22 protein-coding genes and 1 tRNA gene are annotated in these 25778 nt (G+C 61.6%); 9 read left to right on the top strand and 14 right to left on the bottom strand.

Annotation, left to right across the window (positions count from 1 at the left end):
• Positions 1–33 precede the first annotated feature (33 nt).
• The 8 genes from VEC01_RS16250 to VEC01_RS16215 form a co-directional block, all read right to left on the bottom strand.
• Complete coding sequence (locus tag VEC01_RS16250) at positions 34–2889, bottom strand: 2-oxoglutarate dehydrogenase E1 component (RefSeq protein ID WP_324901951.1); 2856 nt, start codon at positions 2887–2889, stop codon at positions 34–36.
• 417 nt (positions 2890–3306) lie between these two features.
• Positions 3307–4617 carry a citrate synthase gene (gene gltA / locus VEC01_RS16245; RefSeq protein WP_324901950.1) on the bottom strand — a complete coding sequence of 437 codons (1311 nt, stop codon included), beginning with the start codon at positions 4615–4617 and terminating at the stop codon, positions 3307–3309.
• Between the two features lie 74 nt (positions 4618–4691).
• Positions 4692–4961, bottom strand: a complete 270-nt coding sequence (locus VEC01_RS16240; RefSeq protein WP_324901949.1) for a succinate dehydrogenase assembly factor 2 — start codon at positions 4959–4961, stop codon at positions 4692–4694.
• 107 nt (positions 4962–5068) lie between these two features.
• On the bottom strand, positions 5069–5779 hold the full coding sequence (locus tag VEC01_RS16235; RefSeq protein WP_324901948.1) for a succinate dehydrogenase iron-sulfur subunit: 711 nt from the start codon (positions 5777–5779) through the stop codon (positions 5069–5071).
• A 9-nt stretch (positions 5780–5788) separates the two neighbouring features.
• Positions 5789–7567, bottom strand: a complete 1779-nt coding sequence (gene sdhA / locus VEC01_RS16230) for a succinate dehydrogenase flavoprotein subunit (RefSeq protein WP_324901947.1) — start codon at positions 7565–7567, stop codon at positions 5789–5791.
• 3 nt (positions 7568–7570) lie between these two features.
• A complete protein-coding gene (sdhD, locus tag VEC01_RS16225; RefSeq protein WP_324901946.1) occupies positions 7571–7939 on the bottom strand; it encodes a succinate dehydrogenase, hydrophobic membrane anchor protein in 369 nt (122 codons plus the stop codon).
• A 1-nt stretch (position 7940) separates the two neighbouring features.
• On the bottom strand, positions 7941–8351 hold the full coding sequence (gene sdhC, locus VEC01_RS16220) for a succinate dehydrogenase, cytochrome b556 subunit (protein ID WP_324901945.1): 411 nt from the start codon (positions 8349–8351) through the stop codon (positions 7941–7943).
• Between the two features lie 141 nt (positions 8352–8492).
• On the bottom strand, positions 8493–9284 hold the full coding sequence (locus VEC01_RS16215) for a GntR family transcriptional regulator (RefSeq protein ID WP_324902004.1): 792 nt from the start codon (positions 9282–9284) through the stop codon (positions 8493–8495).
• A 285-nt stretch (positions 9285–9569) separates the two neighbouring features.
• Here VEC01_RS16215 and VEC01_RS16210 point away from each other — a divergent pair, with 285 nt between their 5' ends.
• The 6 genes from VEC01_RS16210 to VEC01_RS16185 all read left to right on the top strand — a co-directional run bounded on the left by VEC01_RS16210 (position 9570) and on the right by VEC01_RS16185 (position 16781).
• A complete protein-coding gene (locus VEC01_RS16210) occupies positions 9570–10559 on the top strand; it encodes a malate dehydrogenase (RefSeq protein ID WP_324901944.1) in 990 nt (329 codons plus the stop codon).
• Positions 10560–10635: 76 nt separating this feature from the next.
• On the top strand, positions 10636–11610 hold the full coding sequence (locus VEC01_RS16205; protein WP_324901943.1) for a CoA ester lyase: 975 nt from the start codon (positions 10636–10638) through the stop codon (positions 11608–11610).
• A 55-nt stretch (positions 11611–11665) separates the two neighbouring features.
• Positions 11666–12121 (top strand): hypothetical protein, encoded by a 456-nt coding sequence (locus tag VEC01_RS16200; RefSeq protein ID WP_324901942.1) that lies wholly within the window; start codon positions 11666–11668, stop codon positions 12119–12121.
• A gap of 99 nt (positions 12122–12220) precedes the next feature.
• Entirely contained in the window at positions 12221–14932 is a 2712-nt protein-coding gene (gene acnA / locus VEC01_RS16195; protein ID WP_324901941.1) for an aconitate hydratase AcnA, read from the top strand.
• 143 nt (positions 14933–15075) lie between these two features.
• Positions 15076–15339, top strand: coding sequence for a hypothetical protein (locus VEC01_RS16190; protein WP_324901940.1), 264 nt, complete (start codon positions 15076–15078; stop codon positions 15337–15339).
• A 194-nt stretch (positions 15340–15533) separates the two neighbouring features.
• On the top strand, positions 15534–16781 hold the full coding sequence (locus VEC01_RS16185) for a DUF2863 family protein (protein ID WP_324901939.1): 1248 nt from the start codon (positions 15534–15536) through the stop codon (positions 16779–16781).
• Positions 16782–16793: 12 nt separating this feature from the next.
• On the opposite strand, the gene VEC01_RS16180 is transcribed toward VEC01_RS16185, so the two are convergent.
• Both VEC01_RS16180 and VEC01_RS16175 read right to left on the bottom strand, forming a co-directional pair.
• Entirely contained in the window at positions 16794–17258 is a 465-nt protein-coding gene (locus tag VEC01_RS16180; RefSeq protein ID WP_324901938.1) for a CYTH domain-containing protein, read from the bottom strand.
• Positions 17259–17260: 2 nt separating this feature from the next.
• Positions 17261–18388, bottom strand: a complete 1128-nt coding sequence (locus VEC01_RS16175) for a M14 family metallopeptidase (RefSeq protein WP_324901937.1) — start codon at positions 18386–18388, stop codon at positions 17261–17263.
• Between the two features lie 281 nt (positions 18389–18669).
• On the opposite strand from VEC01_RS16175, the gene VEC01_RS16170 reads away from it, so the two are divergent.
• A tRNA-Pro gene (locus VEC01_RS16170) sits at positions 18670–18746 on the top strand.
• 337 nt (positions 18747–19083) lie between these two features.
• Here VEC01_RS16170 and VEC01_RS16165 read toward each other — a convergent pair.
• Positions 19084–19932 carry a transglutaminase family protein gene (locus tag VEC01_RS16165; RefSeq protein ID WP_324901936.1) on the bottom strand — a complete coding sequence of 283 codons (849 nt, stop codon included), beginning with the start codon at positions 19930–19932 and terminating at the stop codon, positions 19084–19086.
• A gap of 383 nt (positions 19933–20315) precedes the next feature.
• Here VEC01_RS16165 and VEC01_RS16160 point away from each other — a divergent pair, with 383 nt between their 5' ends.
• On the top strand, positions 20316–20591 hold the full coding sequence (locus VEC01_RS16160) for a hypothetical protein (RefSeq protein WP_324901935.1): 276 nt from the start codon (positions 20316–20318) through the stop codon (positions 20589–20591).
• A gap of 212 nt (positions 20592–20803) precedes the next feature.
• Here the strand turns inward: VEC01_RS16160 and VEC01_RS16155 are convergent, their stop codons facing one another.
• The 3 genes from VEC01_RS16155 to VEC01_RS16145 form a co-directional block, all read right to left on the bottom strand.
• Positions 20804–21205, bottom strand: coding sequence for a response regulator (locus tag VEC01_RS16155; RefSeq protein ID WP_324901934.1), 402 nt, complete (start codon positions 21203–21205; stop codon positions 20804–20806).
• A 1-nt stretch (position 21206) separates the two neighbouring features.
• Complete coding sequence (locus VEC01_RS16150; protein ID WP_324901933.1) at positions 21207–23690, bottom strand: response regulator; 2484 nt, start codon at positions 23688–23690, stop codon at positions 21207–21209.
• Between the two features lie 525 nt (positions 23691–24215).
• On the bottom strand, positions 24216–24599 hold the full coding sequence (locus VEC01_RS16145) for a hypothetical protein (RefSeq protein WP_324901932.1): 384 nt from the start codon (positions 24597–24599) through the stop codon (positions 24216–24218).
• 174 nt (positions 24600–24773) lie between these two features.
• Here VEC01_RS16145 and VEC01_RS16140 point away from each other — a divergent pair.
• Positions 24774–25778: cadherin domain-containing protein (locus VEC01_RS16140; RefSeq protein WP_324901931.1), on the top strand; the 1005-nt coding region annotated here is incomplete at its 3' end.

The following is a 25778-nucleotide window of genomic DNA, read 5'->3' as shown; positions in this document are numbered from 1 at the left end:
CGGCGCGCCAGCTTCTAGCACGCCGTCGGGTCTTTATTTCGTCAGCACGAAGCCTTTGAGCTTCGAGAACGCGGTGTCGAGCAGCGCCTTTTGCTGCGCATAGTGCTTGTCGTAGTAACCGACAGCAGGCGATGCGCTGGCCGGGCGGCCGGCGTAAGCCAGTTTCTGGCCGTCTTCCAGATTCTCGAAGATGTTGTGCTGAATCTGGAACCAGGCGCCCTGGTTCTGCGGTTCGTCCTGCGCCCATACCAGTTCCGTGAAGTTCGGGAACTTCTTCAACTCGGCGGCAAACGCCTTGTGCGGGAACGGATAGAGCTGCTCGATACGAATGATCGCCACATCGGAAACGCCGCGTTCCTTGCGAGCGTTGACCAGGTCGTAGTAGACCTTGCCGGAGCAGGCCACCACGCGCTTGACCTTCTTCGGATCGATCTTCTCATCGACCTCGCCGATCACGGTCTGGAACTGGCCCTTGGCGAGCTCGGACAACGGCGAGCCGGCGTCCTTGTTACGCAGCAGCGACTTCGGCGTCATGATCACCAGCGGCTTGCGGAACAGGCGGATCATCTGGCGGCGCAGCAGATGGAAGATCTGTGCGGCCGTGGTCGGCTGCACCACTTGCATATTGTTGTCCGCGCACAGCTGCAGGTAGCGCTCCAGGCGAGCGGAGGAGTGCTCCGGACCCTGGCCTTCATAGCCGTGCGGCAGCATCATGACGAGGCCCGAGGCACGGCCCCACTTCACTTCGCCGGAGCTGATGAACTGGTCGATCACGACCTGCGCGCCGTTGGCGAAGTCGCCGAACTGCGCTTCCCAGATGGTCAGCGCATTCGGTTCGGCAGTGGAGTAGCCGTACTCAAAGCCCAGCACCGCTTCTTCCGACAGCACGGAGTCGATGACGGTAAACGGTGCCTGGTTTTCGGAGATGTTTTGCAGCGGGATAAAAGTGCCCGCATCCCAGCGTTCGCGGTTCTGATCGTGCAGCACCGCATGGCGGTGCACGAAGGTGCCGCGGCCGGCGTCCTGGCCGGTCAGGCGCACCGCGTAGCCGGAAGCGACCAGCGAGGCATACGCCAGATGTTCGCCCATGCCCCAGTCGAGGTTCATCTCGCCCTGGCCCATCGCGGCGCGGTCGGCAAGGACCTTCTCGACCAGCGGATGCACCTTGAAGTTTTCCGGCACCGTGGTGATGCGTGCGGCCAGGCGCTTCAGCTCGGCCAGCGGCACGGCCGTGTCGGCGGCGTCGGTCCACTTGCGGTTCAGGAACGGCATCCAGTCGACTGCGTACTTGCTCTTGAAGTTGGAGATGACCGGGTCGACGGTATGCTTGCCGGCGTCCATCGCATCGCGGTAGGCCTTGACCATCGCGTCGCCGGCATCGGCCGGGATGGTGCCCTGCGCAGCCAGCTTGTCCGCGTACAGCTTGCGGGTGCCCGGGTGCTTGCCGATCTTCTTGTACATCAGCGGCTGCGTCAGCGCCGGGGTGTCCTGCTCGTTGTGGCCAAGCTTGCGGAAGCAGACGATGTCCACCACCACATCCTTCTTGAACTCGAGGCGGTAGTCGAGCGCGATCTGGGTCGCGAACACTACGGCTTCCGGGTCGTCGCCGTTGACGTGCAGCACCGGCGCTTCGATCATCTTCACCACGTCGGAGCAGTACAGCGTCGAACGGGAGTCGCGCGGATCGGAGGTGGTAAAGCCGATCTGGTTGTTGATGACGATGTGTACCGTGCCGCCCGTGCCGTAGCCGCGGGTCTGCGCCAGGTTCAGGGTTTCCATCACAACGCCCTGGCCGGCAAACGCAGCATCGCCATGCACCAGGATCGGCATCACTTGCGAGCCATCCTTGTCGCCGCGGCGGTCCATGCGCGCCTTCACCGAGCCTTCGACCACCGGGTTGACGATTTCAAGGTGGGACGGGTTGAATGCCAGCGACAGGTGGACCGGGCCGCCGGGAGTGGAGACGTCGGACGAGAAGCCCTGGTGGTATTTCACGTCGCCGGCCGGCAGGTCGTCCGCATGGCGGCCTTCGAATTCGGCGAACAGGTCCTGCGGCATCTTGCCGAGGGTGTTGACCAGCACGTTCAGGCGGCCGCGGTGGGCCATGCCGATCACGATTTCCTGGACACCCTTTTCGCCGGCGCGCTGAATGGTTTCATCGAGCGACGCGATGAAGCTTTCGCCGCCTTCGAGCGAGAAGCGCTTCTGGCCGACATAACGGGTATGGAGATAGCGCTCGAGGCCTTCGGCCGCGGTCAGGCGGTCGAGGATGTGCTTCTTCTTCTCGGGCGAGAAATTCGGGGTGGAACGAACCGACTCGAGGCGCTCCTGCAGCCAGCGCTTCTGTGCCGGGTCGCTGATGTACATGAATTCGGCGCCGATGGAGCGGCAGTAGGTGTCGCGCAGCGCCTGGGTCAGGTCGCGCAAGGTCGCGGTATCGGCACCGAAATAGGTGTTGCTGATATTGAACACCGTATCCATGTCGGCGTCGGCGAAACCGTAGAAGCTCGGCTCCAGCTCCGGAATGTTCGGACGCTCCTGGCGCTGCAGCGGGTCGAGGTTGGCCCAGCGGTTGCCGAGGAAGCGGTAGGCGGCGATCAGCTGCGTGACGGCGACGCGCTTGCGGCCCATTTCGGCGTCGGGGGAAGCGACGACGGTGCGGATCGGGCCCTGCTTGGCACGCTCGGCAAAGGAGGCGATCACGGGGGCGTGCGCAACGTCGGGCTTGCTCGTGCCGTCGACCGCGGGGACATTCTGCATCGCGTCGAAATATGCGCGCCAGTTGTCGGGAACGGAACCGGGATTGTTGAGGTAGGCTTCGTACAGTTCTTCAACGTACGGCGCGTTGCCTCCAAACAGATATGAATTGGAGAAATACTGCTGCATCATCTTGCTCACCTTTCTTCGCGTTTCGCGAGATTAGCGGGTTAATCTAACCTTCCGCGACACGGCCTGACCGGTTAGCGGATCGCACATCAAGTTGTGGGGGAAGGGCTACGAGACCTGAAGTGGTACGTCCGCGAGAATATCATATTTATCGTTTGTTTATCGCGGTCAACCCAAGGCAGGGGCGCGATTTTCAATGCGTGGCGGCGTCCGCACAACAGTGAGAAGCGGCGCCCTCCCCTTCCTGCTGCAAGGTGCGGCAACAACCTGCCGCGTGTCTGCCCGACAGTACCAAAATGAACGAATGTTCATACCAGGCAAGCCGCCATATCGGCGCATGAAAAACAAAAAACCCGCCGGGACCGAAATCCCGGCGGGTTTGCCTTTGACGCGACTGCCGTTCAGCGGCAGCGTTGCCGATCAGCGCTTGGCGATCGGCGCAACATCGCGCTTGGGCGAGCCGATGAACAGCTGGCGCGGACGACCGATCTTCTGCTCCGGATCGGAAATCATCTCGTTCCACTGTGCGATCCAGCCGACGGTACGGGCCATCGCGAAGATACCGGTAAACAGCGAGACCGGGATACCCAGAGCGCGCTGCACGATGCCGGAGTAGAAATCGACGTTCGGGTAAAGCTTGCGCTGCACGAAGTAGTCGTCTTCCAGCGCAATCTTTTCAAGCGCCATCGCGAGCTTGAACAGCGGATCGTCGTGCAGGCCCAGCTCGTTGAGCACTTCGTGGCAGGTTTCGCGCATCAGCTTCGCGCGCGGGTCGTAGTTCTTGTACACGCGATGGCCGAAGCCCATCAGCTTGACATTGGAGTTCTTGTCCTTGACCTTGGCGATGAACTCGCCGATGCGCTCGACGCCGCCCTGGCGCTGGATGTCTTCCAGCATGTTCAGCGCCGCTTCGTTCGCGCCGCCGTGCGCCGGGCCCCAGAGGCAGGCGATACCGGCAGCGATACAGGCGAACGGGTTGGCGCCCGACGAACCGGCCAGGCGCACCGTCGAGGTCGACGCGTTCTGCTCATGGTCGGCATGCAGGATCAGGATGCGGTCGAGCGCGCGCACCAGCACGTCGTTGACCTTGTACTCTTCGCACGGGGTCGCGAACATCATGCGCATGAAGTTGGCGCTGTAGGACAGGTCGTTGCGCGGATAAATGAACGGCTGGCCCATCGAATACTTGTAGGACATCGCCACCAGGGTCGGCAGCTTCGCGATCAGGCGGATGGCAGACACTTCGCGGTGGTGCGGATCGTTGATGTCGAGCGAGTCGTGGTAGAAGGACGACAGCGCGCCGACGGTACCAACCAGCACCGACATCGGGTGCGCATCGCGGCGGAAACCACGGAAGAAGAATTGCATCTGCTCGTGCACCATCGTGTGGTTGGTGACCGTGCTGACGAACTTCTGCTTCTGCTCGGCATTCGGCAGTTCGCCGTTCAGCAGCAGGTAGCAGGTTTCCAGGAAGTCGCAATTGACCGCGAGCTGCTCGATCGGATAGCCGCGATACAGCAATTCACCCTTGTCGCCGTCGATGTAGGTGATCGACGAGTTGCAGGCTGCGGTCGACATGAAGCCGGGGTCGTACGTAAACTTGCCGGTCGAGCCGTACAGCTTGCGGATGTCGATGACGTCCGGGCCGATGGTACCCTTGTAGATCGGAAGGTCCAGCGACGGGGAGCCGTCGGAGAACGACAAAGTTGCTTTGGTATCAGAGTTGGTCATGTCTCTTCCTTCTGGTGAGGACGGGTAGTCGATTGTAAAAAAAACCAAAAAACAAAAACCGGACGGCACCTTCGTCAGGCTGCACGCAACCTCGCGAGCAGCGCATGGACGTGGGGCAGGTCGACGTCTCCAGACGGTTCCTTGCGAGCCAACAGCAAGTCCATCAGTTCATTATCGGCCAGCTCCATGAGGCGGGAAAAAGCGTCCACTTCTTCATCCGTCAGGCTGGCTTCATGTGCGTCGAGGAAACGCGTGATGATCAGATCGTTTTCGAGCAGACCGCGACGTGCCCTCCAACGCAAACGGGCTCGCTTGACCGGATCGGCTTGATGACTGGCAGACATAATTCCTCATTCGCTTTATTTCAGGAATCCTCCGGAAGAACTACCGGAAGATTCGTGAAATAAGGCGGAAGCAGTATCCGCTTCCGCCCTTGCACAACACTTACAACTTACACCGCGCGGCGGACCATCAGTTCCTTGATCTTGCCGATCGCGCGCGTCGGGTTCAGGCCCTTCGGGCAGACGTCGACGCAGTTCATGATCGTGTGACAACGGAACAGGCGGTACGGGTCCTCGAGGTTGTCGAGGCGCTCGTTGGTGGCCAGATCGCGGCTGTCGGCAATGAAGCGGTAGGCTTGCAGCAGGCCGGCCGGGCCGACGAACTTGTCCGGATTCCACCAGAACGACGGGCAGGAGGTCGAGCAGCAGGCGCACAGGATGCACTCGTACACGCCGTCGAGTTCCTCACGCTCGGCCGGCGACTGCAGACGCTCTTTCTCCGGCGGAATCGTGTCGTTGATCAGGTACGGCTTGATCGAATGGTACTGCTTGAAGAACTGGGTCATGTCCACGATCAGGTCGCGGATGACCGGCAGGCCGGGCAGCGGGCGCAGCACGATCGGCTCGGTCAGTTCGTTCAGGTTGGTGGTGCAGGCCAGACCGTTCTTGCCGTTGATGTTCATCGCGTCGGAACCGCAGACGCCTTCGCGGCAGGAGCGGCGCAGCGCGAGCGAATCGTCGACGTCGGCCTTGATCCGCTGCAGCGCGTCCAGCAGCATCTTGTCGGTGTCCTGCAGGGTCACCGTCAGATCCTGCATGTACGGCTTCTCGTCCTTGTCCGGATCGTAGCGGTAGATTTGAAATTTGAGAGTACGTGCCATGTTCTGCCTTTAGAAAGTACGTGCCTTAGGCTTGAAGGTTTCAACGGTCAGCGGCTTGGTGTTGACCGGCTTGTAGTCGAGGCGGTTGCCCTCGGAGAACCACAGCGTGTGCTTCATCCAGTTCTCGTCGTCGCGCTTTTCGTAGTCGCGATGGGCGTGCGCGCCGCGCGATTCCTTGCGCGCTGCTGCCGATATGATGGTGGCCTTGGCAGTTTCAATGAGATTGTCGAGTTCGAGCGCTTCGACGCGCGCGGTGTTGAAGACCTTCGACTTGTCCTTGAACGACACGTGCTTGCGACGCTCGTCCAGTTCGATGATTTTCTTGACGCCGGTCTGCAGCAGCTCGTCGGTGCGGAATACGCCGCAGTATTGCTGCATCGTGGAACGAATTGCATTGGCGACATCTTGCACGCGCTCCGAACCGGTGCTGCTTTCAAGACGTGCAAGACGCTCCATCGCGCGCTCGGCGGCATCCGCCGGCAGCGGCTTGTGGCTCTTCTGCTTGAGGTTCTGCGACACGATGTGGTTGCCGGCGGCGCGGCCGAACACCACGAGGTCGAGCAGCGAGTTCGTGCCGAGGCGGTTCGCGCCGTGCACGGACACGCAGGCGCATTCGCCGATCGCGTACATGCCGTTGACCACTTCGTTCGGAATCCCGTTCTTCGGCGCGACGACCTGGCCGTTGATGTTGGTCGGGATGCCGCCCATCTGGTAGTGAATCGTCGGGACGACCGGGATCGGTTCCTTGGTCGCGTCGACGTTGGCGAACTTGTGGCCGATTTCGAGAATCGACGGCAGGCGCTTCTTGATGGTGTCAGCGCCGATGTGGCGCAGGTCCAGCAGCACGTGGTCCTTGTTCGGACCGCAGCCGCGGCCTTCCTTGATTTCCTGGTCCATCGAGCGGGACACGAAATCGCGCGGCGCCAGGTCCTTCAGCGTCGGTGCATAGCGCTCCATGAAGCGCTCGCCATTGGCGTTGATCAGGATACCGCCCTCGCCGCGCACGCCTTCGGTGATCAGCACGCCCGCGCCGGACACGCCGGTCGGGTGGAATTGCCAGAACTCCATGTCCTGCAGCGGCAGGCCGGCGCGTGCCGCCATCCCCATGCCGTCGCCGGTGTTGATGAAGGCGTTGGTCGATGCGGCAAAGATGCGGCCTGCGCCGCCGGTGGCGAACAGCGTGGTCTTCGCTTCGAGGATCATCACGTCGCCGGTTTCCATTTCGAGCGCGACGACGCCGAGTACGTCGCCGTCCTGGTCGCGGATCAGGTCGATCGCCATCCACTCGACGAAGAAGTGGGTGCGCGCACGCACGTTGCGCTGGTACAAGGTGTGCAGCAGCGCGTGGCCGGTGCGGTCAGCGGCGGCGCAGGCGCGCTGCACCGGCTTTTCGCCGAAATTCGCGGTATGGCCGCCGAACGGGCGCTGGTAAATCGTGCCGTCCGGGTTGCGGTCGAAAGGCATCCCGAAGTGTTCGAGTTCATACACGACCTTCGGCGCCTCGCGGCACATGAATTCGATTGCGTCCTGGTCGCCGAGATAGTCCGAACCCTTGACGGTGTCGAACATGTGCCAGTACCAGTTGTCTTCCGACATGTTACCCAGCGAAGCGCCGATGCCGCCCTGTGCGGCAACGGTGTGCGAGCGGGTCGGGAAAACCTTGGACAGGACGGCGACGTTCAGGCCGGCTTCTGCCAGTTGCAGCGAAGCGCGCATGCCGGAGCCGCCGGCGCCGACGATCACTGCGTCGAAACGGCGTACGGGAAGGGATTGTTTGATTGCTGCCACGATTTACATTCTCCAGATAATCTGCGCGGCCCAGCCGGCGCAACCGATCAGCCACAGGATGGTGGCAACTTGAAATACGAGACGAAGACCGACGGATACGGTGACGTAGTCCATCCACACATCACGCATGCCGACCCAGGCGTGGTAGAACAGCGAGAGGAAGGTAACGAAGGTCGCGATCTTGAACCATTGGTTCGAGAACAGGCCCGCCCAGGTTTCGTAGCTGGAAGTATTCCCGGTCAGGAAAGCGAGCAGCAGGATGACGGTGTAGAGCGCCATGACGACGGCGGTGATGCGCTGCGCGAGCCAGTCGCGCATCCCGTAATGCGCGCCAACGACCAGGCGCTTCGGTCCGATGTGGTTGTTTGCCATTTTAGAAAGCTCCGAACAATTTCAATGCGACGAGCAGCGTGAGCGGCAGGCTGACGGCGAAAACGGCGACCGACGACTTGCGGCCGCTGTCCTTGTCGAGGCCCATGTGCAGATCCATCAGCAGGTGGCGGATGCCGGCGCTGAAGTGATGCAGATAGGCCCAGACCAGCCCCAGGATCGCCAGCTTGACCAGCGGGTGGGACACATAGCCCTTGAAGTATTCGAAGGAGATTTCAGAGGTAAGGCTCTTGTCCATCAGGTAGAGGACGAAGGGCAGCAGCAAGAACATCAGCATGCCGCTGATGCGGTGCAGGATTGACACTATGCCGGCCAGCGGTAGCCGGTAGTGCACGGTTTGAGCAAAGCTCATCACACCGTATTTGCGCCGGTTTTTTTTCACGGCTTCGGACATGACATTACCTCCCAGGCTTAAAAATCCCGTAATTCTCGCCGATTTTGTGCATCACACCAATAGCTATCTGCACGGCAAACGCATTTACTCACTTGTCAAGCGGGGCTATCCCCTATTGCAACACAGGGGGCACAACCACATTCAGCTCAACTCGTTCTGGTAGTGATGACGATCAGTCAAGTACAGCCCGCGGCGCACCTCCACCGGCCGGTCGCCGTAGGTGAAGGACACGCGCTCGACGCTCAGCATCGGCGTGTTCGGCTTGACGTTCAACAGCTCTGCCGTACCATCATCGGCGCAGACGGCGCGAATCTTTTCGGTTGCGCGGATCATGCGGGTGCCGAATTCAGTCTCGAACAACCCGTACATCGGCCCCTTGTATTCGACCAGGCGCTCGGCCGTCAGGCCCTTGAAGATCACGCCCGGGAGCCAGAGCTCTTCGACGATGGTGGGCGCGCCGTCGAACGACTGCACGCGCTTGATGAAAATGACGGAATCACCCGACTTGATATCCAGCAGGCGCGCAACTTCTGCGGGCGCTCTCAGTCTCTTGACCTCAAGGATTTTGTTGTCGGCATAGTGCGGCTCGCCGGTATCGGGCATGAGCCTGAGGAATCGGTATTGCGCGCGCGCTTCGTGATGCGTTGCAACGAAGGTGCCTTTGCCCTGGCGGCGCACGACCAGGTTTTCCGCAGCCAGCTCATCGATCGCCTTGCGGACCGTTCCCTGACTGACTTTGAATCGATTGGCAAGTTCCACCTCGCTCGGGATCAGCTCGCCCGGCTTCCATTCGCCGGACTGCAGGCTCTGGGTGATCAGCGCCTTGATCTGCTGGTACAAGGGACTGAACGTGGGAGAGCTTCCGGAGGCAGTCAACCCCGCCCCCGCGCCGCTGGCGGCGCTGCTGATCGGATTGTTCGGGGCGGTACTCATAATGGGAGATTTCACCACAAAACCCTGGTTGCCGTCTAGCAAAAACTACCGGTGATATGTCTTATATAAGATATATGATAGTCGTTGACAGAGCAGCCATAAGAAGCCTACACTCGCGTGCAATATTGGCAGGATGCAAGCCGCGAGAAGCTCCGGTTGACGCCATCTACAATCGCCGGCGAGGGCCGCGATTTGGCCGTGATCGGGGAGGGTTTCGACGGTATCATTACAGGCTTGCAGAAGGATTCTACGCTTTCCGTTTTCATTCCCACTTTGGAGATTCTCATGGCTAAAGCCCCCATGCGCGTTGCCGTTACCGGCGCCGCCGGCCAAATCGGCTATTCCCTGCTGTTCCGCATCGCCAACGGCGATATGCTGGGCAAAGACCAGCCTGTCATCCTGCAACTGCTCGAAATCCCGGATGAGAAGGCGCAGAAGGCACTCAAGGGCGTGATGATGGAAATCGACGACTGCGCATTCCCGCTGCTGGCCGGCATGACCGCCCATAGCGACCCGATGACCGCATTCAAGGACATCGACGTCGCCCTGCTGGTCGGCGCCCGTCCGCGCGGCCCGGGCATGGAGCGCAAGGACCTGCTCGAAGCCAATGCGCAGATCTTCACGGTGCAGGGCAAGGCGCTGAACGCGGTCGCTTCCCGCAACGTCAAGGTGCTGGTGGTCGGCAACCCGGCCAATACCAACGCCTACATTGCAATGAAGTCGGCCCCGGACCTGCCGGCCAAGAACTTCACCGCGATGCTGCGCCTGGACCACAACCGCGCGCTGTCGCAACTGGCGGCCAAGGTTGGCAAGCCGATCACCTCGATCGAGAAGCTGTGCGTGTGGGGCAACCACTCCCCCACCATGTACGCCGACTTCACCCATGCCACCGTCGACGGCCAGCCCGCGAAGGCGCTGGTGAACGACGAAGCATGGACCAAGGATGTCTACCTGCCGACCGTCGGCAAGCGCGGCGCAGCGATCATCGAAGCGCGCGGCCTGTCTTCCGCGGCTTCCGCTGCGAATGCGGCAATCGACCACGTGCGTGACTGGGTGCTCGGCACCAACGGCAAGTGGACCACGATGGGCATCCCGTCCGACGGTTCCTACGGCATTCCGGAAGGCACCATGTTCGGCTTCCCGGTCACGACCGAAAATGGCGAGTACAAGATCGTCCAGGGCCTGGAGATCGACGCCTTCTCGCAGGAGCGCATCAACCTGACGCTCAAGGAGCTGATGGAAGAGCGCGACGGCGTGAAGCATCTGGTCGGCTAAACTTCCGATGCGAGGACAAACGGCTGCGTGCCGTTTGTCCGCTCCCTCCGGTCACACCTTCACACTGACGCTGCACATGCATCCTTCCGAGGTCTTATTCCAGGGCAAGCACAAGCCGGTATCGATCCCGGTCTGCGATCACTACGCCGGCTCCGAAAAGCTGATGCGCAAGTCGATTGCCTTGCAACAAGAACTTGGTCCGGTATTCGATATCACCCTCGATTGCGAAGACGGCGCGGCCGCGGGCAATGAAGCCGGGCACGCGGCACTGGTCGCCTCGCTGATCGCAAGCGATGACAACCGCTTCGATCGCATCGGCGCGCGCATCCATGATGTCACCCATGCCTGCGTCGAGCAGGACATCGCCGCCATCGTCACCGCGCAAACCGCGCAACGCCTTGCCTACCTCGCGGTTCCAAAGGTGGAAAGCCTTGCTGACGTGACAAGCGTGATCGAGATTATCAACCGGCATGCAAGAAAGCACGGCCGCCATGACCTGCCGGTCCACGTGCTGATTGAAACCCACGGCGCGCTCAACGACGCGCCGGCGATCGCCGCCCTGCCCCAGGTCGAATGCCTGTCCTTCGGCATCATGGACTTCGTGTCCGCGCATCACGGCGCGATTCCCGGCACCGCAATGCGCTCGCCCGGACAGTTCACGCACCCGCTTGTCACCCGCGCGAAGCTGGAAATCGCGGCCGCCTGTCATGCGCACGGCAAGGTGCCGTCGCACAATGTGACCACTGAAATCAAGGACACCTCGGTGGTGGCGAACGACGCCAACCGTGCCGCCTGGGAATTCGGCTATACCCGCATGTGGAGCATCCACCCGGACCAGATCAAACCCATCCTCAAGGCCCTCTCGCCGCGCAGCTCGGAAGTGAGCGAAGCCGCCTCCATTCTTAATGAGGCACAGGCGGTTCAATGGGGGCCGATACAGCATAATGGCAAGCTGCACGACCGCGCCAGTTACCGGTATTATTGGACGGTACTGCAGCGCGCGAAGGCGAGCGGCATGCCGCTACCCGAATCAGCAGGGAGTTTTTTGTAGTACCGCGACGCTCATCCCATTATTCCAACAGGCGCGCACTAAAGGAAATTTGTTCATGAAGACCCTATCCGCATTCGCACTCCTGGTCGCAGGACTTGCCATCGGCATGGCGCCGGCGATCGCGCAGAATGCATCCTCCAGCCAGCCCGCGCCAAAGAAAGCGCAAGCGAAAAAAGCCGCCAAGTCGGAGGCCAAGGCCGAAGACGACGACGAACCCGACGTCAAGGGCTTGCAGGCAACTGCGTTCAATTGCGAGCTCGGCAACAAGCTGACGATCTACACGGATGCGGCGAACGACCAGCAGATCGCATTACACTGGAACAAGCGCACACACCGGATGCAACGCGTGACCACTACGACCGGTGCGCAGCGATTCGAAAATGCGAAGAACGGGCTGGTCTGGATCGGCATTCCCGCCAAGGGCATGCTGCTCGATTCCAAGCACGGCAAGCAGCTCGCGAACGAATGCAAGAATCCGGAACAGGCGGGACAAAAGGTGGCGGAACGCTAAGGTTCCGATTGCCCTGGGTCCGGGGGGCATATGCGCTCCGAACCCAGGATCCGCGTTCCATATAAGGCAGTTCAGTTCTAATAATCCCCAGGAGAAGTCATGTCCAACAATACTCTGAACACGCTCAAGGAATTCAAGATCTCGGGTTCCCGGAAAGGAAAGTTCTACTCCCTGCCCGCCCTCGAGAAAACGCTCGGCGTCAACATCTCGCGCCTGCCGGTATCGATCCGCATCGTACTGGAATCGGTGCTGCGCAACTGCGACGGCAAGAAGGTGACCGAAGAGCACGTGAAACAGCTGGCGAACTGGGGGCCGAGCGCCGCGCGCGTCGATGAGATCCCGTTCGTGGTCGCGCGCGTGGTCCTGCAGGACTTCACCGGCGTGCCGCTGCTGGCCGACCTGGCCGCAATGCGCGGCGTCGCGTCCAAGATGGGCAAGAAGCCGAAGAACATCGAACCGCTGGTGCCGGTGGACCTCGTCGTAGACCACTCGGTGCAGATCGACCATTTCCGCGAGAAGAAGGCGCTGGACCTGAACATGAAACTGGAATTCCAGCGCAACAACGAGCGCTATCAGTTCATGAAGTGGGGCATGCAGGCGTTCGACACCTTCGGCGTGGTGCCGCCTGGCTTCGGCATCGTGCACCAGGTCAATCTGGAATACCTGGCGCGCGGCGTGCACAGCAAGGGCGAGGTCTACTACCCGGATACCCTGGTCGGTACCGACTCCCATACCACCATGATCAACGGCATCGGCGTGGTCGGCTGGGGCGTGGGCGGCATCGAGGCGGAAGCCGGCATGCTCGGCCAGCCTGTCTACTTCCTGACCCCGGACGTGGTCGGCGTGAACCTGAAGGGCGCGCTGCGCGAAGGCGTGACCGCGACCGACCTGGTGCTGACCATCACCGAGATGCTGCGCAAGCACAAGGTGGTCGGCAAGTTCGTCGAATTCTTCGGCGAAGGCACAGCATCGCTGTCGACCACCGACCGCGCGACCATCGCGAACATGGCGCCCGAGTACGGCGCCACGATGGGCTTCTTCCCGGTTGACGACGCCACCATCGAGTACTTCCGCGGCACCGGCCGCAGCAGGCAGGAAATCGAGGCGTTCGAAGCCTACTTCAAGGCGCAGAACCTGTTCGGCATTCCAAAGGCCGGCGACATCGACTACACCAACGTGGTCGAACTCGACCTCGGCACCGTCGCGCCGTCCCTGGCCGGCCCGAAGCGTCCGCAGGACCGCATCGAGATCGGCAACGTGAAGGCCACCTTTTCCGACCTGTTCAGCAAGCCGATCGCCGAAAACGGCTTCAACAAGAAGGCCGAAGACCTGGAGGCGGTGTACGAGACATCCAACGGCCTCAAGATCAGCAACGGCGACATCCTGATTGCGGCAATCACTTCCTGCACCAACACTTCCAACCCGAGCGTGCTGCTGGCTGCCGGCCTGCTGGCGAAGAAGGCGGTGGAAGCCGGCCTGACCGTCGCGCCGCACATCAAGACTTCGCTCGCGCCCGGGTCGCGGGTGGTGACCAAGTACCTGGAAGCCGCAGGCCTTCTGCCCTACCTCGAAAAGCTCGGCTTCGGCGTGACCGCCTACGGCTGCACGACCTGCATCGGCAACGCCGGCGACCTGACTGCCGAGCTCAATGAGGCAATCGTCAAGAACGACATCGTCGCGTCTGCCGTGCTGTCAGGCAACCGCAACTTCGAAGCGCGCATCCATCCGAACATCCGCTCCAACTTCCTGGCCTCGCCGCCGCTGGTGGTCGCCTATGCGATTGCCGGCAACGTGACGCGCGACCTGATGACCGAGCCGGTCGGCAAGGGCAAGGGTGGCCGTGACATCTATCTCGGCGACATCTGGCCGACCTCGGCGGAAATCGCCAAGCTGATGAAGTTCGCGATGAACGCGAAGACCTTCAAGGAAAACTACGCGGAAGTCCAGAGCGCCCCCGGCAAGCTGTGGGAACAGATCAGGGGCGTGGCCAAGGGCGAGGTCTACAACTGGCCGAAATCGACTTACATCGCCGAGCCGCCGTTCTTCGAGGAGTTCGACATGCAACCCAAGGCGGCAGCATCAGGCATCAGCGGTGCCCGCGCGCTGGGCGTGTTCGGCGACTCGATCACCACCGACCACATCTCCCCGGCCGGTTCGATCAAGGAAACCAGCCCGGCCGGCAAGTGGCTGCTGGAGAACGGCGTGATGAAGGCCGACTTCAACTCCTACGGCTCCCGCCGCGGCAACCATGAGGTGATGATGCGTGGCACCTTCGCCAACGTGCGGATCAAGAACCTGATGATCCCGCCGAAGGAAGACGGTTCGCGCATCGAGGGCGGCCTCACCATCCACCAGCCGAGCGGCGAGCAGATGTCGATCTACGATGCCGCGATGAAGTACATCGGCGACGGCGTGCCGACCATGGTGTTCGCGGGCGAAGAGTACGGCACCGGCTCCTCGCGCGACTGGGCCGCGAAGGGCACCCAGCTCCTGGGCGTGAAGGCGGTGGTGGCGCGCTCCTTCGAGCGCATCCACCGTTCCAACCTGGTCGGCATGGGCGTGTTGCCGCTGCAGTTCCTGGGCGACGACAGCGTGCAGTCGCTGGACATCACCGGCAACGAAAGCTTCGACCTGCAGGGCATGGAAGGCGAGATCAAGCCGCAACAGCAGGTGACGCTGGTGATCCACCGCGCCAACGGCGACAAGCAGGAGGTCAAGCTGCTGCTGCGCATCGACACGCCGATCGAGGTCGACTACTACAAGCACGGCGGCATCCTGCCGTTCGTGCTGCGCCAGCTGCTCGCAGCGTAATCCGGCGCTTGCGCCGTCACTCACCGCATCCCGGCCGGGGCGGCGCTGCAAGCCAGCTGTAAGAATACGCCGGTATTCTTAGCTCAAGAGAAACGCCGGGACATCCGGCGTTTTATTCAAGATCAGATTCTCGGAGACATATCATGTGGAAAATTTTCGTAGGCTTCATCGCATTTGCCCTGCTCGCTTTGTTCGTCATCATGAAAGGCGGGGACAAGGTCGACATGCAAGGTGAAGCCGGCCACGGCATGCCGTCGGCTTCGTCGCACTCCGAGCCGGCACCTGCGGCGCCGGCCGCTTCTGCGCCCGCTGCCTCCGAGCCTGCGCCTGCCGCATCCGCTCCGGGCGCTTCGGCGCCGGCAGGCCAGGCCGCGCCGGCCGCTTCCGAACCCGCTGCATCGAAGTAATTTCCTTCCTTTCGGAAGAGCCGCATGGCGAACCCATGCGGCTTTTTTGTTTTTTCCGCATATACTGCTTCTATCGGATCGCGTCGTCCGTCCCTCTTTGCGGCAGCTGCCTGCGGGCATCGATTGCAAGCTTTTTGGTAGGTGGTTGTCGAATCTACTACAATACGGTTCCTCAGCTTCAATCCTGATCCGTCATGCGCCGTTTTTCCAAAAGCTCGTCGAACCGACTGTCGCCAGACAGCCAGCGCCTTGTCACCCTCGCCCAGGGCTTGACGCTGGCATCAAGCCGCCTGGAAGAGCGTGCCTGGGAACGTTCCCTGGACGCGCTGATCCACAAGTCGCTCAAAGGCTCGCATCAGGAGACGCTGGATGCCGCCCTCGAACATCTGTTCCGCAGCAACCTGCGCGCGTATGACGCGCTGCTCGACACCGCCGAGGCCAACAGCGAGACTTGTGACATCGAGCATGAGGGCAGCCACTACCAGGCCTTGCTGATCGCCCTGCCCATCCTTGCATGGACGCGTTTTTCAATCGCATCCGGTCCGGTGCCGGAAGAGACGCGCCGCGCGCTGGCCGCGCACCTGCATGGCCACATCCTCGCGGCGGACACCCGTGTTGCGATCGCCCCCACGCTGTATGCGATCGACCAGCTGCCGCGCAATCATGCGGAAACCCATACCCTTGCGCAGCGCCTCGCCCAGGCCGCGATCAAGGGCACACAAGTGAAGCCGCCCGCGAACCCGCCGGAAACCGCCCCCTTCCTCGCCGACACACGCTACCTGCTGGCAGCAGTCGCGGCTCCGTCCGGAGCAGCGCTGTTCGCATGGCAGGAAAGCCTGCAGGCCGCCGGCCGCGAACAGGCGCTGGAGCAATGGCGCGCACAGGCGACCCCGAACATTGCTTCGCTGCTGCCGGGATGCGGCGTCGAGCTGCTGCTGCCGGAAGCCTATTACGTGGCCTGCCGCGAAGCCGACAAGCAGATCCGCCCGGCATCGATTCGCGCCGCCGTGCATTTCCTGACCAACACGCTGGGCATCGAACCGAGCGGCCTGCGCGCCGTCATTGGCAGCTTCAGCGAGGAGCCGGTCGGCGGGCGCGTGGACGAATACCGCATCGGCTTCACGCTGCGCCAGAACCCGGAAGTCGTCTATGGCGTGGTCTGGCCGCTGTATGACCAGGAGGATGAGGACGAAGAGGCGATCACCACTTTCGAATCGCTGACGACGCCGGAAATCCTGGATACCGACCTGCGCACGCCGCTGGAAGAAATCATCGCGCTGTTACGCAGCTGCGGCGTCACGCACATCAAGCGCCACGGCGAGCGCTTCCCGATGGAGTTCTGCGACGATTGCGGCGCGCCGCTCTACCCGGATCCGGATGCGGAACTGGTGCATGCGGAAATGCCGGAAGACACGCCGTCCAGCACCGGCCATTTCCACTGAGCTCGGGGCCGGCTACCAGCGGCTGTAAGGATTGCGCAGCAGGCTGGAGTTGAAATAGCGCGCGTCGTGCGTGACTTCCTCGCCCAGCCATTGCGGCCTGGCGAATGTCTGTGCCTCTGTCGCGAGCTCGATCTCGGCCACCACCAGGCCCGCATTCTCGCCAAGGAATTCATCGACTTCCCACAGCATGCCGTCGAACGGAATGCGGTAGCGCGACTTTTCGATGACCGGCCGCTCGCACAGATGGTCGAGCATGTCCTGCGCATCCTGCAGCGGAATAAGGTACTCCCATTCGCTGCGGGTCGCACCCGCGCTTTTGCCCTTGATCGTCAGCGTCGCCGACCCGCCTTCGATGCGCACCCGCACTGTGCGCTCCAGCGCGGACGAGAGATAGCCCTGGCGCAGCAGCACGCCCTGCCCCAGCGCCTTCCAGCTATCGTCCAGCACCAGGAATTTGCGTTCGATCTCCACGCCCATCTTCAGCCTCGCTTCAGCACATGCAGGATCGGCTGCAGGATCGCCCGTCCGAGGCGCGCGCTGCGCGCGCCATTCCAGCCGCTTGTCTCGTCCGGCAGGTCGGCATTGTCCTTGAACGGCATTTCCAGCGTCAGCGAAATGCACTTGAAGGTATGGCCGACGTATTTCGACGCCAGCTGCAGCATCTCCTCCCGGTACTTGCTCGCCTCATAGCCGTGCCTGGTCTGGAAATCGGTACTGGCCTGCAGGAAGCTGTCGATGAAGGCTTGCTGCTCGGCCTGCTGCTGCTGCGTGAAACCTTCCAGCATCTCGCAGCCGGCGACGAACACGTAGGGCAGCGTTTCATCGCCATGGATGTCGAGGAACAGGTCGCAGCCGGTCTCGTGGAGCCTGTTGCGCACCGCAAGGACTTCCGGACTGCGCTCGGTTGACGGCGCCATCCACTCGCGGTTCAGGTTGGCGCCGGCTGCATTGGTGCGCAGATTGCCACGCACTGCGCCGTCCGGATTCATGTTTGGAACGACGTAAAAGACCGCCTGCTCCAGGAGGCTGCGCGCGACCGGATCGGCGCGGTCGAGCAAGGCGTCGAGCATGCCCTCGACGAACCATTCGGACATGGTTTCGCCGGGATGCTGGCGCGCGATGACCCAGACCTTTTTCCCGGCGGAGGGATCACCGGCCACCACAAGATTCATGTCGCGGCCCTCGACGGTGCTGCCGATGTCGAGCACGCGTGCGCCCGGAGACGTTTCGACCCGGCCCAGCAGTTCGAGGTGACGCTCCCAGGAATACGGCTCGAAGTAAGCGTAATACACGCTGTCGCGCTCTGGCGTGTGGCGGATCGTCAAGACCTGCCCGTCGTAGTCGGTCGGCACCCGGAACCAGGTTTTCCTGTCGTAGCTGGCTACCGCCTTGTAACCGTCCCATCCGTGCGCGAACGCCGCCTGTCCGGCATTGCGCAGTTTCATCGTGCACGCCTGGGCACGGGCGCCTTGCAGGCGGAAGTAAAACCATTGCAGGACATCCGCATGGGAATCCTTGCGGATGTTGAGTTCGATGGAAGCCGGGTCGTCCGCGCGCAGAACTTCTATTGCGCCGGCATCGAATTGGTCGCTGATCTTGATTGCCATGTCGGGTGGGCGGGCTGCGAGCGCGCAGCCCGGATTTCTCCATTGGGTAGGGATGCTATTCTGCGGGTTTTATCCGGCGCCGCAAAGCCTGATGACGCCGCGCCCGCAGCGTATTGCGTGCCGCGCCGGCCATTGCCGCACTGCGGGGGCGATCGCCGACGTAAGGCACCTCGCGACGGCGCAGCAGACAACGTGCCGGGTGACAGGCAGCCTGGCCGGGACCAATCTTTCCTTGCATGCATGGCAGAAAAGCCTGTCTCTGCTATAATTGCGAGCTTCGTCGGGGCGTAGCGCAGCCTGGTAGCGCACTTGCATGGGGTGCAAGGGGTCGCGAGTTCGAATCCCGCCGCCCCGACCAATGAAATCAAGCACTTACAGAAAACCACCTTCGGGTGGTTTTTTGTTTTCCGAAGCTTGGCAAGGAAAAATTCGATGATGGGTGAGGATTGAAAATCTTCGTGTCCTGGCTCGATTCCGCCACGGGCCATCAGGAAAAAACAAGAGCTTACAGATTCCGCTCTGTAAGCTCTTTTGTTTTACCGGCCGTCATGTAAGCGCGACTTAACCAAACGAAAGGACTACCCGCCTCCCCGGGTGTACTTCAGCCCCTGTTCGTCCTGTGCGACTGGGCCTGCCGCGAACGGCGGCCAATGACAGACGTTGCCTGTGTCGCCGATTCCCACGCTCCGATTCTCTCAGTTTGTTGCAGCGGATTGGCCGTCTCCTACAGAGACGCCATCACTAATCGCGTATGACCATACTTCAAACTCAACCGGTTTTACCCGCCCAAAATATGTAGCAAAAGCAGCGTCGACAGCATCAGCGCCATGGGCAACCTTTATGTGCCGAACATCTGGCCTGTTGTAGCGCGGGTCGAAGACACGCCAGACACCTTCCACGTAAACCTCCACATAAGCATGGAAATCAATACCGATGTCCGAATCCGGTATAGAGGCACCGATGAGCGGTATGTGTCCTGCCGCATAGCGAGCGGGAATATCCAGCGCTCTGCAGAGTGCAACCATGACATGTGCAAAATCCCTGCATACGCCGTAGCCGCGTCGGAGTGCTTCGCAAGCCGAGAGAGTCGGATCTCCGGAACCGTACCGATATTCGAGATGATGATGGGTCCAATCGCAGATGTTCTGCACCGTTTTCAGCCCCTTGTGAGTGCTGAACTGCTTCGTAGCGAACCCCACAAGTTTGTCCGCCTCGCAATACCGGCTCGGTAAAGTGTATCGAACAATGTTGAATGGCAGCTGGCTGCCTTCGCTATCGTCCAACCGTGGCCCGTAATCAATATTTGGCGTGGGCAGGACAAGCACCGCGTCGTGCCTGAATTCGTTTAGCCCCGGCAGGAGGTTAGTCCTGAGCACTTTGTTTCCATGCGAGTCAGTGAACTGGTGTAATGCTCCTCCGCTTCCGGCTGCGACCTCCTCGCTCAGGATCCTCTGGCCGAAACCTGGTGCGGGCTGAACGAGAAGCAGTATTTGCGATCTTTCTTCCGCAATGTAGGAAAGGGAGCATCCGAGACGAATGACCACGGAATCGGCCGAATTCTCCGCGCCATCGGGAACAAATTGCCGATGCGGAGGTGTTATATGGATCGCTGTGTGAGAGGTCATGCAAATGGAACGGTGTGGGTCAAGGTATGAAGTAATAACAATTCTGCGTCAACATAGATAACCCGTCTGTTAGACGCCTGACAAAAGTCCTCGTCTGACGGGCAAGTACAGCTATGGGACTGGCGTTGCAGCATGCGTTCATCGGCGCACGAAAAACGGTTCCGGTCATTGGCTGGAAGCGTCGTGAAAGCAGCCGAAGGTCGCATCAATCCAGTCGGAAGACCACAAAGAGTTCCTGCGGGTATCAGACAAAATGGTTCTGAACGGAATATCGGGAAACGAGTCAGGGCAAGGCGACCGGCTTGGACGACGTGAATGAGCGCTTGGCCAATTTGGCCAGCCAGAAGCAGGTCGCCGAAAAATTACTGCTTGATATTGCTTTCGTCAGGATGCCGTCACGAGGTAGTACCCGCAAGAGCGCCTTTGAAACCGGCCAAGAAAAAAATCCCGCCAAGGGACGGGATAAGGCGTGCTCCCAGGCAGGAGTAGGAGGAACCAATGCTTATATTATGGAGATGCATAAACCGCATTTCTGTTCGATCGCTGACATAAAGCAGCGAAGCACCCAAATAATTTAACCTTTATTAAACGTGGGAGAGCCGTCGCGGTGATGGGAATCGCTGCCGCTTCTTCCAGAAAGCCAAAGCCGCTTCGTCCGCGGATGCCAGTGGCGGCGTTCCTTTTCACGATGGGAGCGCTTCATGCGGCCGGCGGGCGGTAGCTCGGCCGACGGCCGGCAGCGCCGCCGATTTTCTCTGGCACGTTCCTGCCTGTCGCTTAGCTGACTCGTTCAGGCCTCGTTCTCTCCCAGCCCCGAACCATCAGCCTTCTTTGCCAGCCCCTGTTCCACTTGGGCAAGGAAGTCCTTGTAGTCGACAGGCTTGACGATGTAGCCGTCGCAGCCTGCTGCGCGAATGCGCTCCTCGTCGCTGCGCATCGCCAGCGCCGTGAGCGCGAATACCGGAATCCGGCGCGTTGCCGCGTCGGCCTTCAGCAAAGCGGTCGCCTCGAGTCCGTCCATGCCCGGCAATTGCACATCCATCAGGATCAGGTCGGGCGGCCGCTGCTGCGCCGCGCGCAGGCCGGTCTCGGCATCGATGGCCTGAATGGTTTCGTGGCCGGCCTTTTCCAGAACGAAGACCGTCAGTTTCATGTTGGCGGGATTGTCTTCCACGATCAGGATACGTGCCACCTTACCGTCCTTTCCCGGGCAGTGCCCGTCGCACTTCGCCAATGAAGCGCCCGTGATTGAACTCCGCCTTCTGCATGATTTCCTGCACGCGGCCGATCAGCCGCAGGCGGTCCTCGGCGACGATCTGCTTCGCGGTGACGATGACGACCGGGATCGAACGCGTGACAGGATCGTCCTTGAGCGCTTCAACGACGTCGAAACCATTCATCGCCGGCATCATCAGGTCGAGCACGATCAGATCGGGACGATGTTCCCGCGCCAGCTCAATGCCCTCCTGGCCGCCGTATGCCGGCAGGACCCGGCAACTCGCGGCCTCCAGATGCGCACGGACCAGTTCCACCGCCTTGCGGTCGTCATCCACCACCAATACCGTGCGCGGCGTCTTGTCGACGGTGGGCTGGAAGCCGATCGCTTCCAGCGCCTGGATCAGGTCCGAGCGGCTCACCGGCTTCTGCAGGACGCCGGCCGCGCCCAGCGCCAGGCCGCGATTGCAGTTCGCCATGATGGACACGATGACGACCGGGGTGGCCGTCAGCTGCGGTTCGCGCTTGATCCGCTCCAGCATCTCCCAGCCGTCCATGCCCGGCAGCAGGATGTCCAGGATGATGACGTCGGGCTGCTCGCGCAGCGCCGCTTCCATCCCTATCTCGGCGGTCGTGGTGCGGATGATGCGAAAGCCGCCGTCCTCCAGTTGCACGCGCAACAGGTTGGCCGCCATCTCATCGTCTTCGATGACGAGCGCAAGCGGCGCGGGGTTTGGACCGGATGCAAGCGCCGGCGCAAGCATGCCTGACAGCGCCGCCGCTGTCGCGTCCGCGGGGCGGTGCCACGGCAGCCACACCGTGAAGGTGGAACCCTTGCCCGGTTCGCTTTGCAGCCCGACGCCGCCGCCCTGCAATTCGGCCAGCCGCTTCAGCAGCGTCAACCCGAGGCCGGTGCCCTCGTAGCGGCGCGAGAGTTCGCTGTCGATCTGCAAGAAAGGCTGGAACAGCCGCGCCTGGTCCTCGGCCGAGATGCCGATGCCGCTATCGCTTACCGCCAGTTCGAGGTAATGCGAATAACTGCCGCCGGGGAAGCGCTCGCGCCCGACCTTGCGCGCCACGACGCGCACGCTGCCGCCTTCCGGCGTGAATTTCACCGCGTTGGACAGCAGGTTATAGAGGATCTGCCGCGTCTTGCGCACATCCAGCCAGATGTCGTCGAGGCCGTCCTCCACCTCGGACGACAAATCCAAGCGTTGCGCAGTCGCTCTTTCCCGCACCACCTGCAAGCCGTCGCGCACCAGCTCGCCGACCTGGCAGCACTCACGCTCAAGCGTCATCTTGCCTGCCTCGATTTTCGAGAGGTCGAGGATTTCGTTGATCAACGCCAGCAGATGCTTGCCGCTGCTGTAGATGTCTGTGACGTATTCCTTCTGCTGCGGCGGAAGTTCGCCGGTCAGGCCGTCCTTCATCACCTCGGAAAAGCCGATGATGGCGTTGAGCGGCGTGCGCAGTTCATGCGACATGTTGGCGAGGAAATCCGACTTGAGTCGATCGGCCTTCTGCAACTGGAGATTCTTCTCGGCCAGCATGCCGTTGGCGGCCTCGAGCTCCTGTCCGAGCCGCTCCAGCTCCGCCGACCGTTCGCGTGCGCGCGCATTCGACTCCACCAGCCGCGCGTAGAGCACGCTGTTCTCCAGCAGCAGCATCATCAGCACAAAGGTGGCGGCGAGCAAGCCGTAGATCCTGCCCGCATAAAAGCCGAGGTCGAACCGCCCCTGGTTCAGCACCGCCGACAGCGCGATGTCGAACAGCCACGCGCACATCACCACCATCAACCACAGGTCGATCACCGACCGCGGACGGTGCCGCCACAGGATGAAGAGGGCCAGCAGGCTGAACGCCCAGGTGCTCGAGACGACCACGATCATCGAAGGCGAGTAGCGGTTGCCGACCATGATTGCCGGGAGCAGCGCCTGCCCCTTCGTGGCCAAAAGCACTGCCGCCGCGACCAGCAGGAAGGCTGCGCCGACGCCTGCGCCAACCGTCATTCCCGTACCGCTGCTGCGTGCCCCAGGCTGGTCCTTGGCCAGTGCATAGGCGATCACGAACAGCGGAAACCCCACATGCCAGAACATATATAGCCAGGCAGTACTCTGCGGTCCCGCACCCAGCAGGCCCGAGGGCGCGAACAGGCCGGGAAAGGTCAGCGCATGCGCGATCGCAATGAAAGCCGTAAACAGGTAGCCCGACGCCAGGATCGCAAGCCCGCGCGAGCGCAGGATGCGGAACTGTCCGTACAGCAGGATCGCCGTGATCAGGTCGCTGACCACCAGCGCGGACTGGTAGACCGGGATGAACGCAGTCACGGGGGCAAGCTGGACTTTCGCGAAGGGCACGGCCGCCAGGAAGAAGGCGAGCGAGACTGCAAACACGGCGAGTGCAATCCGGCGCTGCCCGCGATCCGGCTGCATGGTGGCAAGGAATGCCGTCGAGTCGTTCATGGGCTCCTGCATGGTGCCGCCGTAACTATTCATGGCGGGACCCGACGATTGAGCGAAAGGAAACGTCCCGAAGTGCGTCACTCCGCGCACATGGGAAGACAAGAAGGTGGACGAGCTTTTGCATTTTATGATTGGCAACCATGATGAAGCGCGATATGGAGGCCGCTTGCGCAATATCGGATGTATGTCTGAACGCCCTGCGTCATGTTACATCGGAACGAGCCCAAAAACTTGCATTCCTTTCATCGCGCCGCCTGCCAGCCTTCAGTTCGAAGTAAATGAATAGACCTTCGCCCCCGAAGCGGTTGGTGATAGGAGGTTCGACTTTCAGAAAATGGCACGCGAACCGGTAATGCGTGATCGGCCGATTCACTAACATGGTTGCGCAAATGCATGCGTGCGTGTGTTGCTACAAATGGCATTTCTACCGGGTCATTCATTGCGGCCCCGGCAACGGGGGTTTGTGGAGTACACGGGTTTTCCGGGACCCTAACGATGCAATTGTGACATGTCAAAGACTGCCTCTTAACGAGCAGTTACTGTCGAATGGCTTTCATCATCCGGTGCAATCGATGCCGCAAGCCAAACCATTAAATAAATCCGCCTGGAAGGGGCCGCCTCCGCTGAATGAATCGGACGCTCCCTTGCTTGCCGGCCTGCAGCCCCCGGCACCAAAGGGTGAAGAAATACACATCGTTCCTTTGCCATCGATGACGGCTTTTCCGGCCCATAGCGCAAGACCACCACGTCCAGGCTGACACCGGAAAGCTCGGGGAGCGCGCCGAAAGCCAATACCAGGTGCAGATACGCCTCATGTAACAAGCCGTCCGGCAGCAGCCCGCCGCGGCCCATCATGCCCGGCATGACAACAAGTGTGGATATCCGCACCGGCGAGAGAAGATTCTGCATTACCTGCTGCAGCCGATCGTGAAGCCAAAGGCCGCAAGGATTCATGAGCGCTGACGCGATATCGTGCGGCGGGCCGTCACGGCGCGCCCTTTGTGGATGGGTTCAACCGGGACAAGGCCAGCGGCGCCCTCGGCGCGCCGGCCTGTCCGCCTTTGACACTGCGTGAGGATAATAATGGCAACAATTAATGGCACTACCGGCGCGGATTCCCTTGTCGGGACAAGCAATGCGGACACAATCAACGGCCGCGGCGGCAACGACACCATACGCGGCGGCAGCGGCAAGGACACGATCACCGGCGGCGGCGGCAACGACACCTTTGTCTACCTGGCGACGACCGATTCGCCGCGGAGCAGCAACTGGGACATCATCACCGATTTCACCAAGGGCAGCGACCGTATCGACCTGACCGCCTTGCTGGGAACCACTGACCTGGCCTGGGGCGGCACGACGCCGACCGCGAATGGCGTTTGGTACACGAAAAACGGCACGACCACCTCGATCTTCATCGATACCAACGGCGCGCCGGCAACGCCCGAGATGCGGATCGACCTGCAGAACACCAGTGCCCTTGTGCTAAGCGCCAGCGACTTCCTCGGCGTGCGGGCAGCAACGGGTGCGGCGCCGGTCATCACATCGCCGGCGACGTTCAGCGTGGCTGAGAATACGACGGCAGTGGGCACGGTGACGGCGACCGATGCCGACAGCACCACGCTCACATACAGCCTGGTCGCCGGTGGCGACGCTGCGCGGTTCAGCATCAACGCCAATACCGGCGCGCTGAGCTTCGTCGCCACACCGAACTTCGAGGCACCGGCCGATGCCGGCGCCAACAATGTCTACAACGTCACGGTACGGGTAAGCGACGGCACCCTGAGCACCACGCAAGCCGTTGCGGTGACGGTGACCAATGTGAACGATGCAGCGCCGACAATCACTTCGCCGGCGGCGTTCAGCATTCAGGAGAACACGACGGCGGTGGGCACCATCACCGCGACCGACGCCGACAGCCCGACCATCACCTACAGCCTGGTGGCCGGCGGCGATGCGGCGCTGTTCAGCATCGACGCCGGTACCGGCGCGCTGCGCTTCGTCGCCGCGCCCAACTTTGAAGCGCCGGCCGATGCCGGCGCCGACAATGTCTACAACCTCACCGTGCAGGCCAGCGACGGCAGCCTG

The organism is Noviherbaspirillum sp., from assembly GCF_035627455.1.
GTDB lineage: Bacteria > Pseudomonadota > Gammaproteobacteria > Burkholderiales > Burkholderiaceae_D > Noviherbaspirillum.
The sequence above is the reverse complement of the archived record's forward strand: the minus strand, read 5'-3'. Positions and strand labels throughout refer to the sequence as shown.

Bases quoted from the DNA above. Each gene is read 5' to 3' on its own strand.
- VEC01_RS16240 (WP_324901949.1), bottom strand. From the start codon at position 4,961: ATGTCTGCCAGTCATCAAGCCGATCCGGTCAAGCGAGCCCGTTTGCGT.
- gltA (WP_324901950.1), bottom strand. From the start codon at position 4,617: ATGACCAACTCTGATACCAAAGCAACTTTGTCGTTCTCCGACGGCTCC.
- VEC01_RS16145 (WP_324901932.1), bottom strand. From the start codon at position 24,599: ATGCAGAATCTTCTCTCGCCGGTGCGGATATCCACACTTGTTGTCATG.
- VEC01_RS16210 (WP_324901944.1), top strand. From the start codon at position 9,570: ATGGCTAAAGCCCCCATGCGCGTTGCCGTTACCGGCGCCGCCGGCCAA.
- VEC01_RS16205 (WP_324901943.1), top strand. From the start codon at position 10,636: ATGCATCCTTCCGAGGTCTTATTCCAGGGCAAGCACAAGCCGGTATCG.
- VEC01_RS16150 (WP_324901933.1), bottom strand. From the start codon at position 23,690: ATGAACGACTCGACGGCATTCCTTGCCACCATGCAGCCGGATCGCGGG.
- VEC01_RS16235 (WP_324901948.1), bottom strand. From the start codon at position 5,779: ATGGCACGTACTCTCAAATTTCAAATCTACCGCTACGATCCGGACAAG.
- VEC01_RS16175 (WP_324901937.1), bottom strand. From the start codon at position 18,388: ATGGCAATCAAGATCAGCGACCAATTCGATGCCGGCGCAATAGAAGTT.
- VEC01_RS16185 (WP_324901939.1), top strand. From the start codon at position 15,534: ATGCGCCGTTTTTCCAAAAGCTCGTCGAACCGACTGTCGCCAGACAGC.
- VEC01_RS16215 (WP_324902004.1), bottom strand. From the start codon at position 9,284: ATGAGTACCGCCCCGAACAATCCGATCAGCAGCGCCGCCAGCGGCGCG.
- VEC01_RS16250 (WP_324901951.1), bottom strand. From the start codon at position 2,889: ATGATGCAGCAGTATTTCTCCAATTCATATCTGTTTGGAGGCAACGCG.
- acnA (WP_324901941.1), top strand. From the start codon at position 12,221: ATGTCCAACAATACTCTGAACACGCTCAAGGAATTCAAGATCTCGGGT.
- sdhD (WP_324901946.1), bottom strand. From the start codon at position 7,939: ATGGCAAACAACCACATCGGACCGAAGCGCCTGGTCGTTGGCGCGCAT.
- sdhC (WP_324901945.1), bottom strand. From the start codon at position 8,351: ATGTCCGAAGCCGTGAAAAAAAACCGGCGCAAATACGGTGTGATGAGC.
- VEC01_RS16180 (WP_324901938.1), bottom strand. From the start codon at position 17,258: ATGGGCGTGGAGATCGAACGCAAATTCCTGGTGCTGGACGATAGCTGG.
- VEC01_RS16200 (WP_324901942.1), top strand. From the start codon at position 11,666: ATGAAGACCCTATCCGCATTCGCACTCCTGGTCGCAGGACTTGCCATC.
- VEC01_RS16190 (WP_324901940.1), top strand. From the start codon at position 15,076: ATGTGGAAAATTTTCGTAGGCTTCATCGCATTTGCCCTGCTCGCTTTG.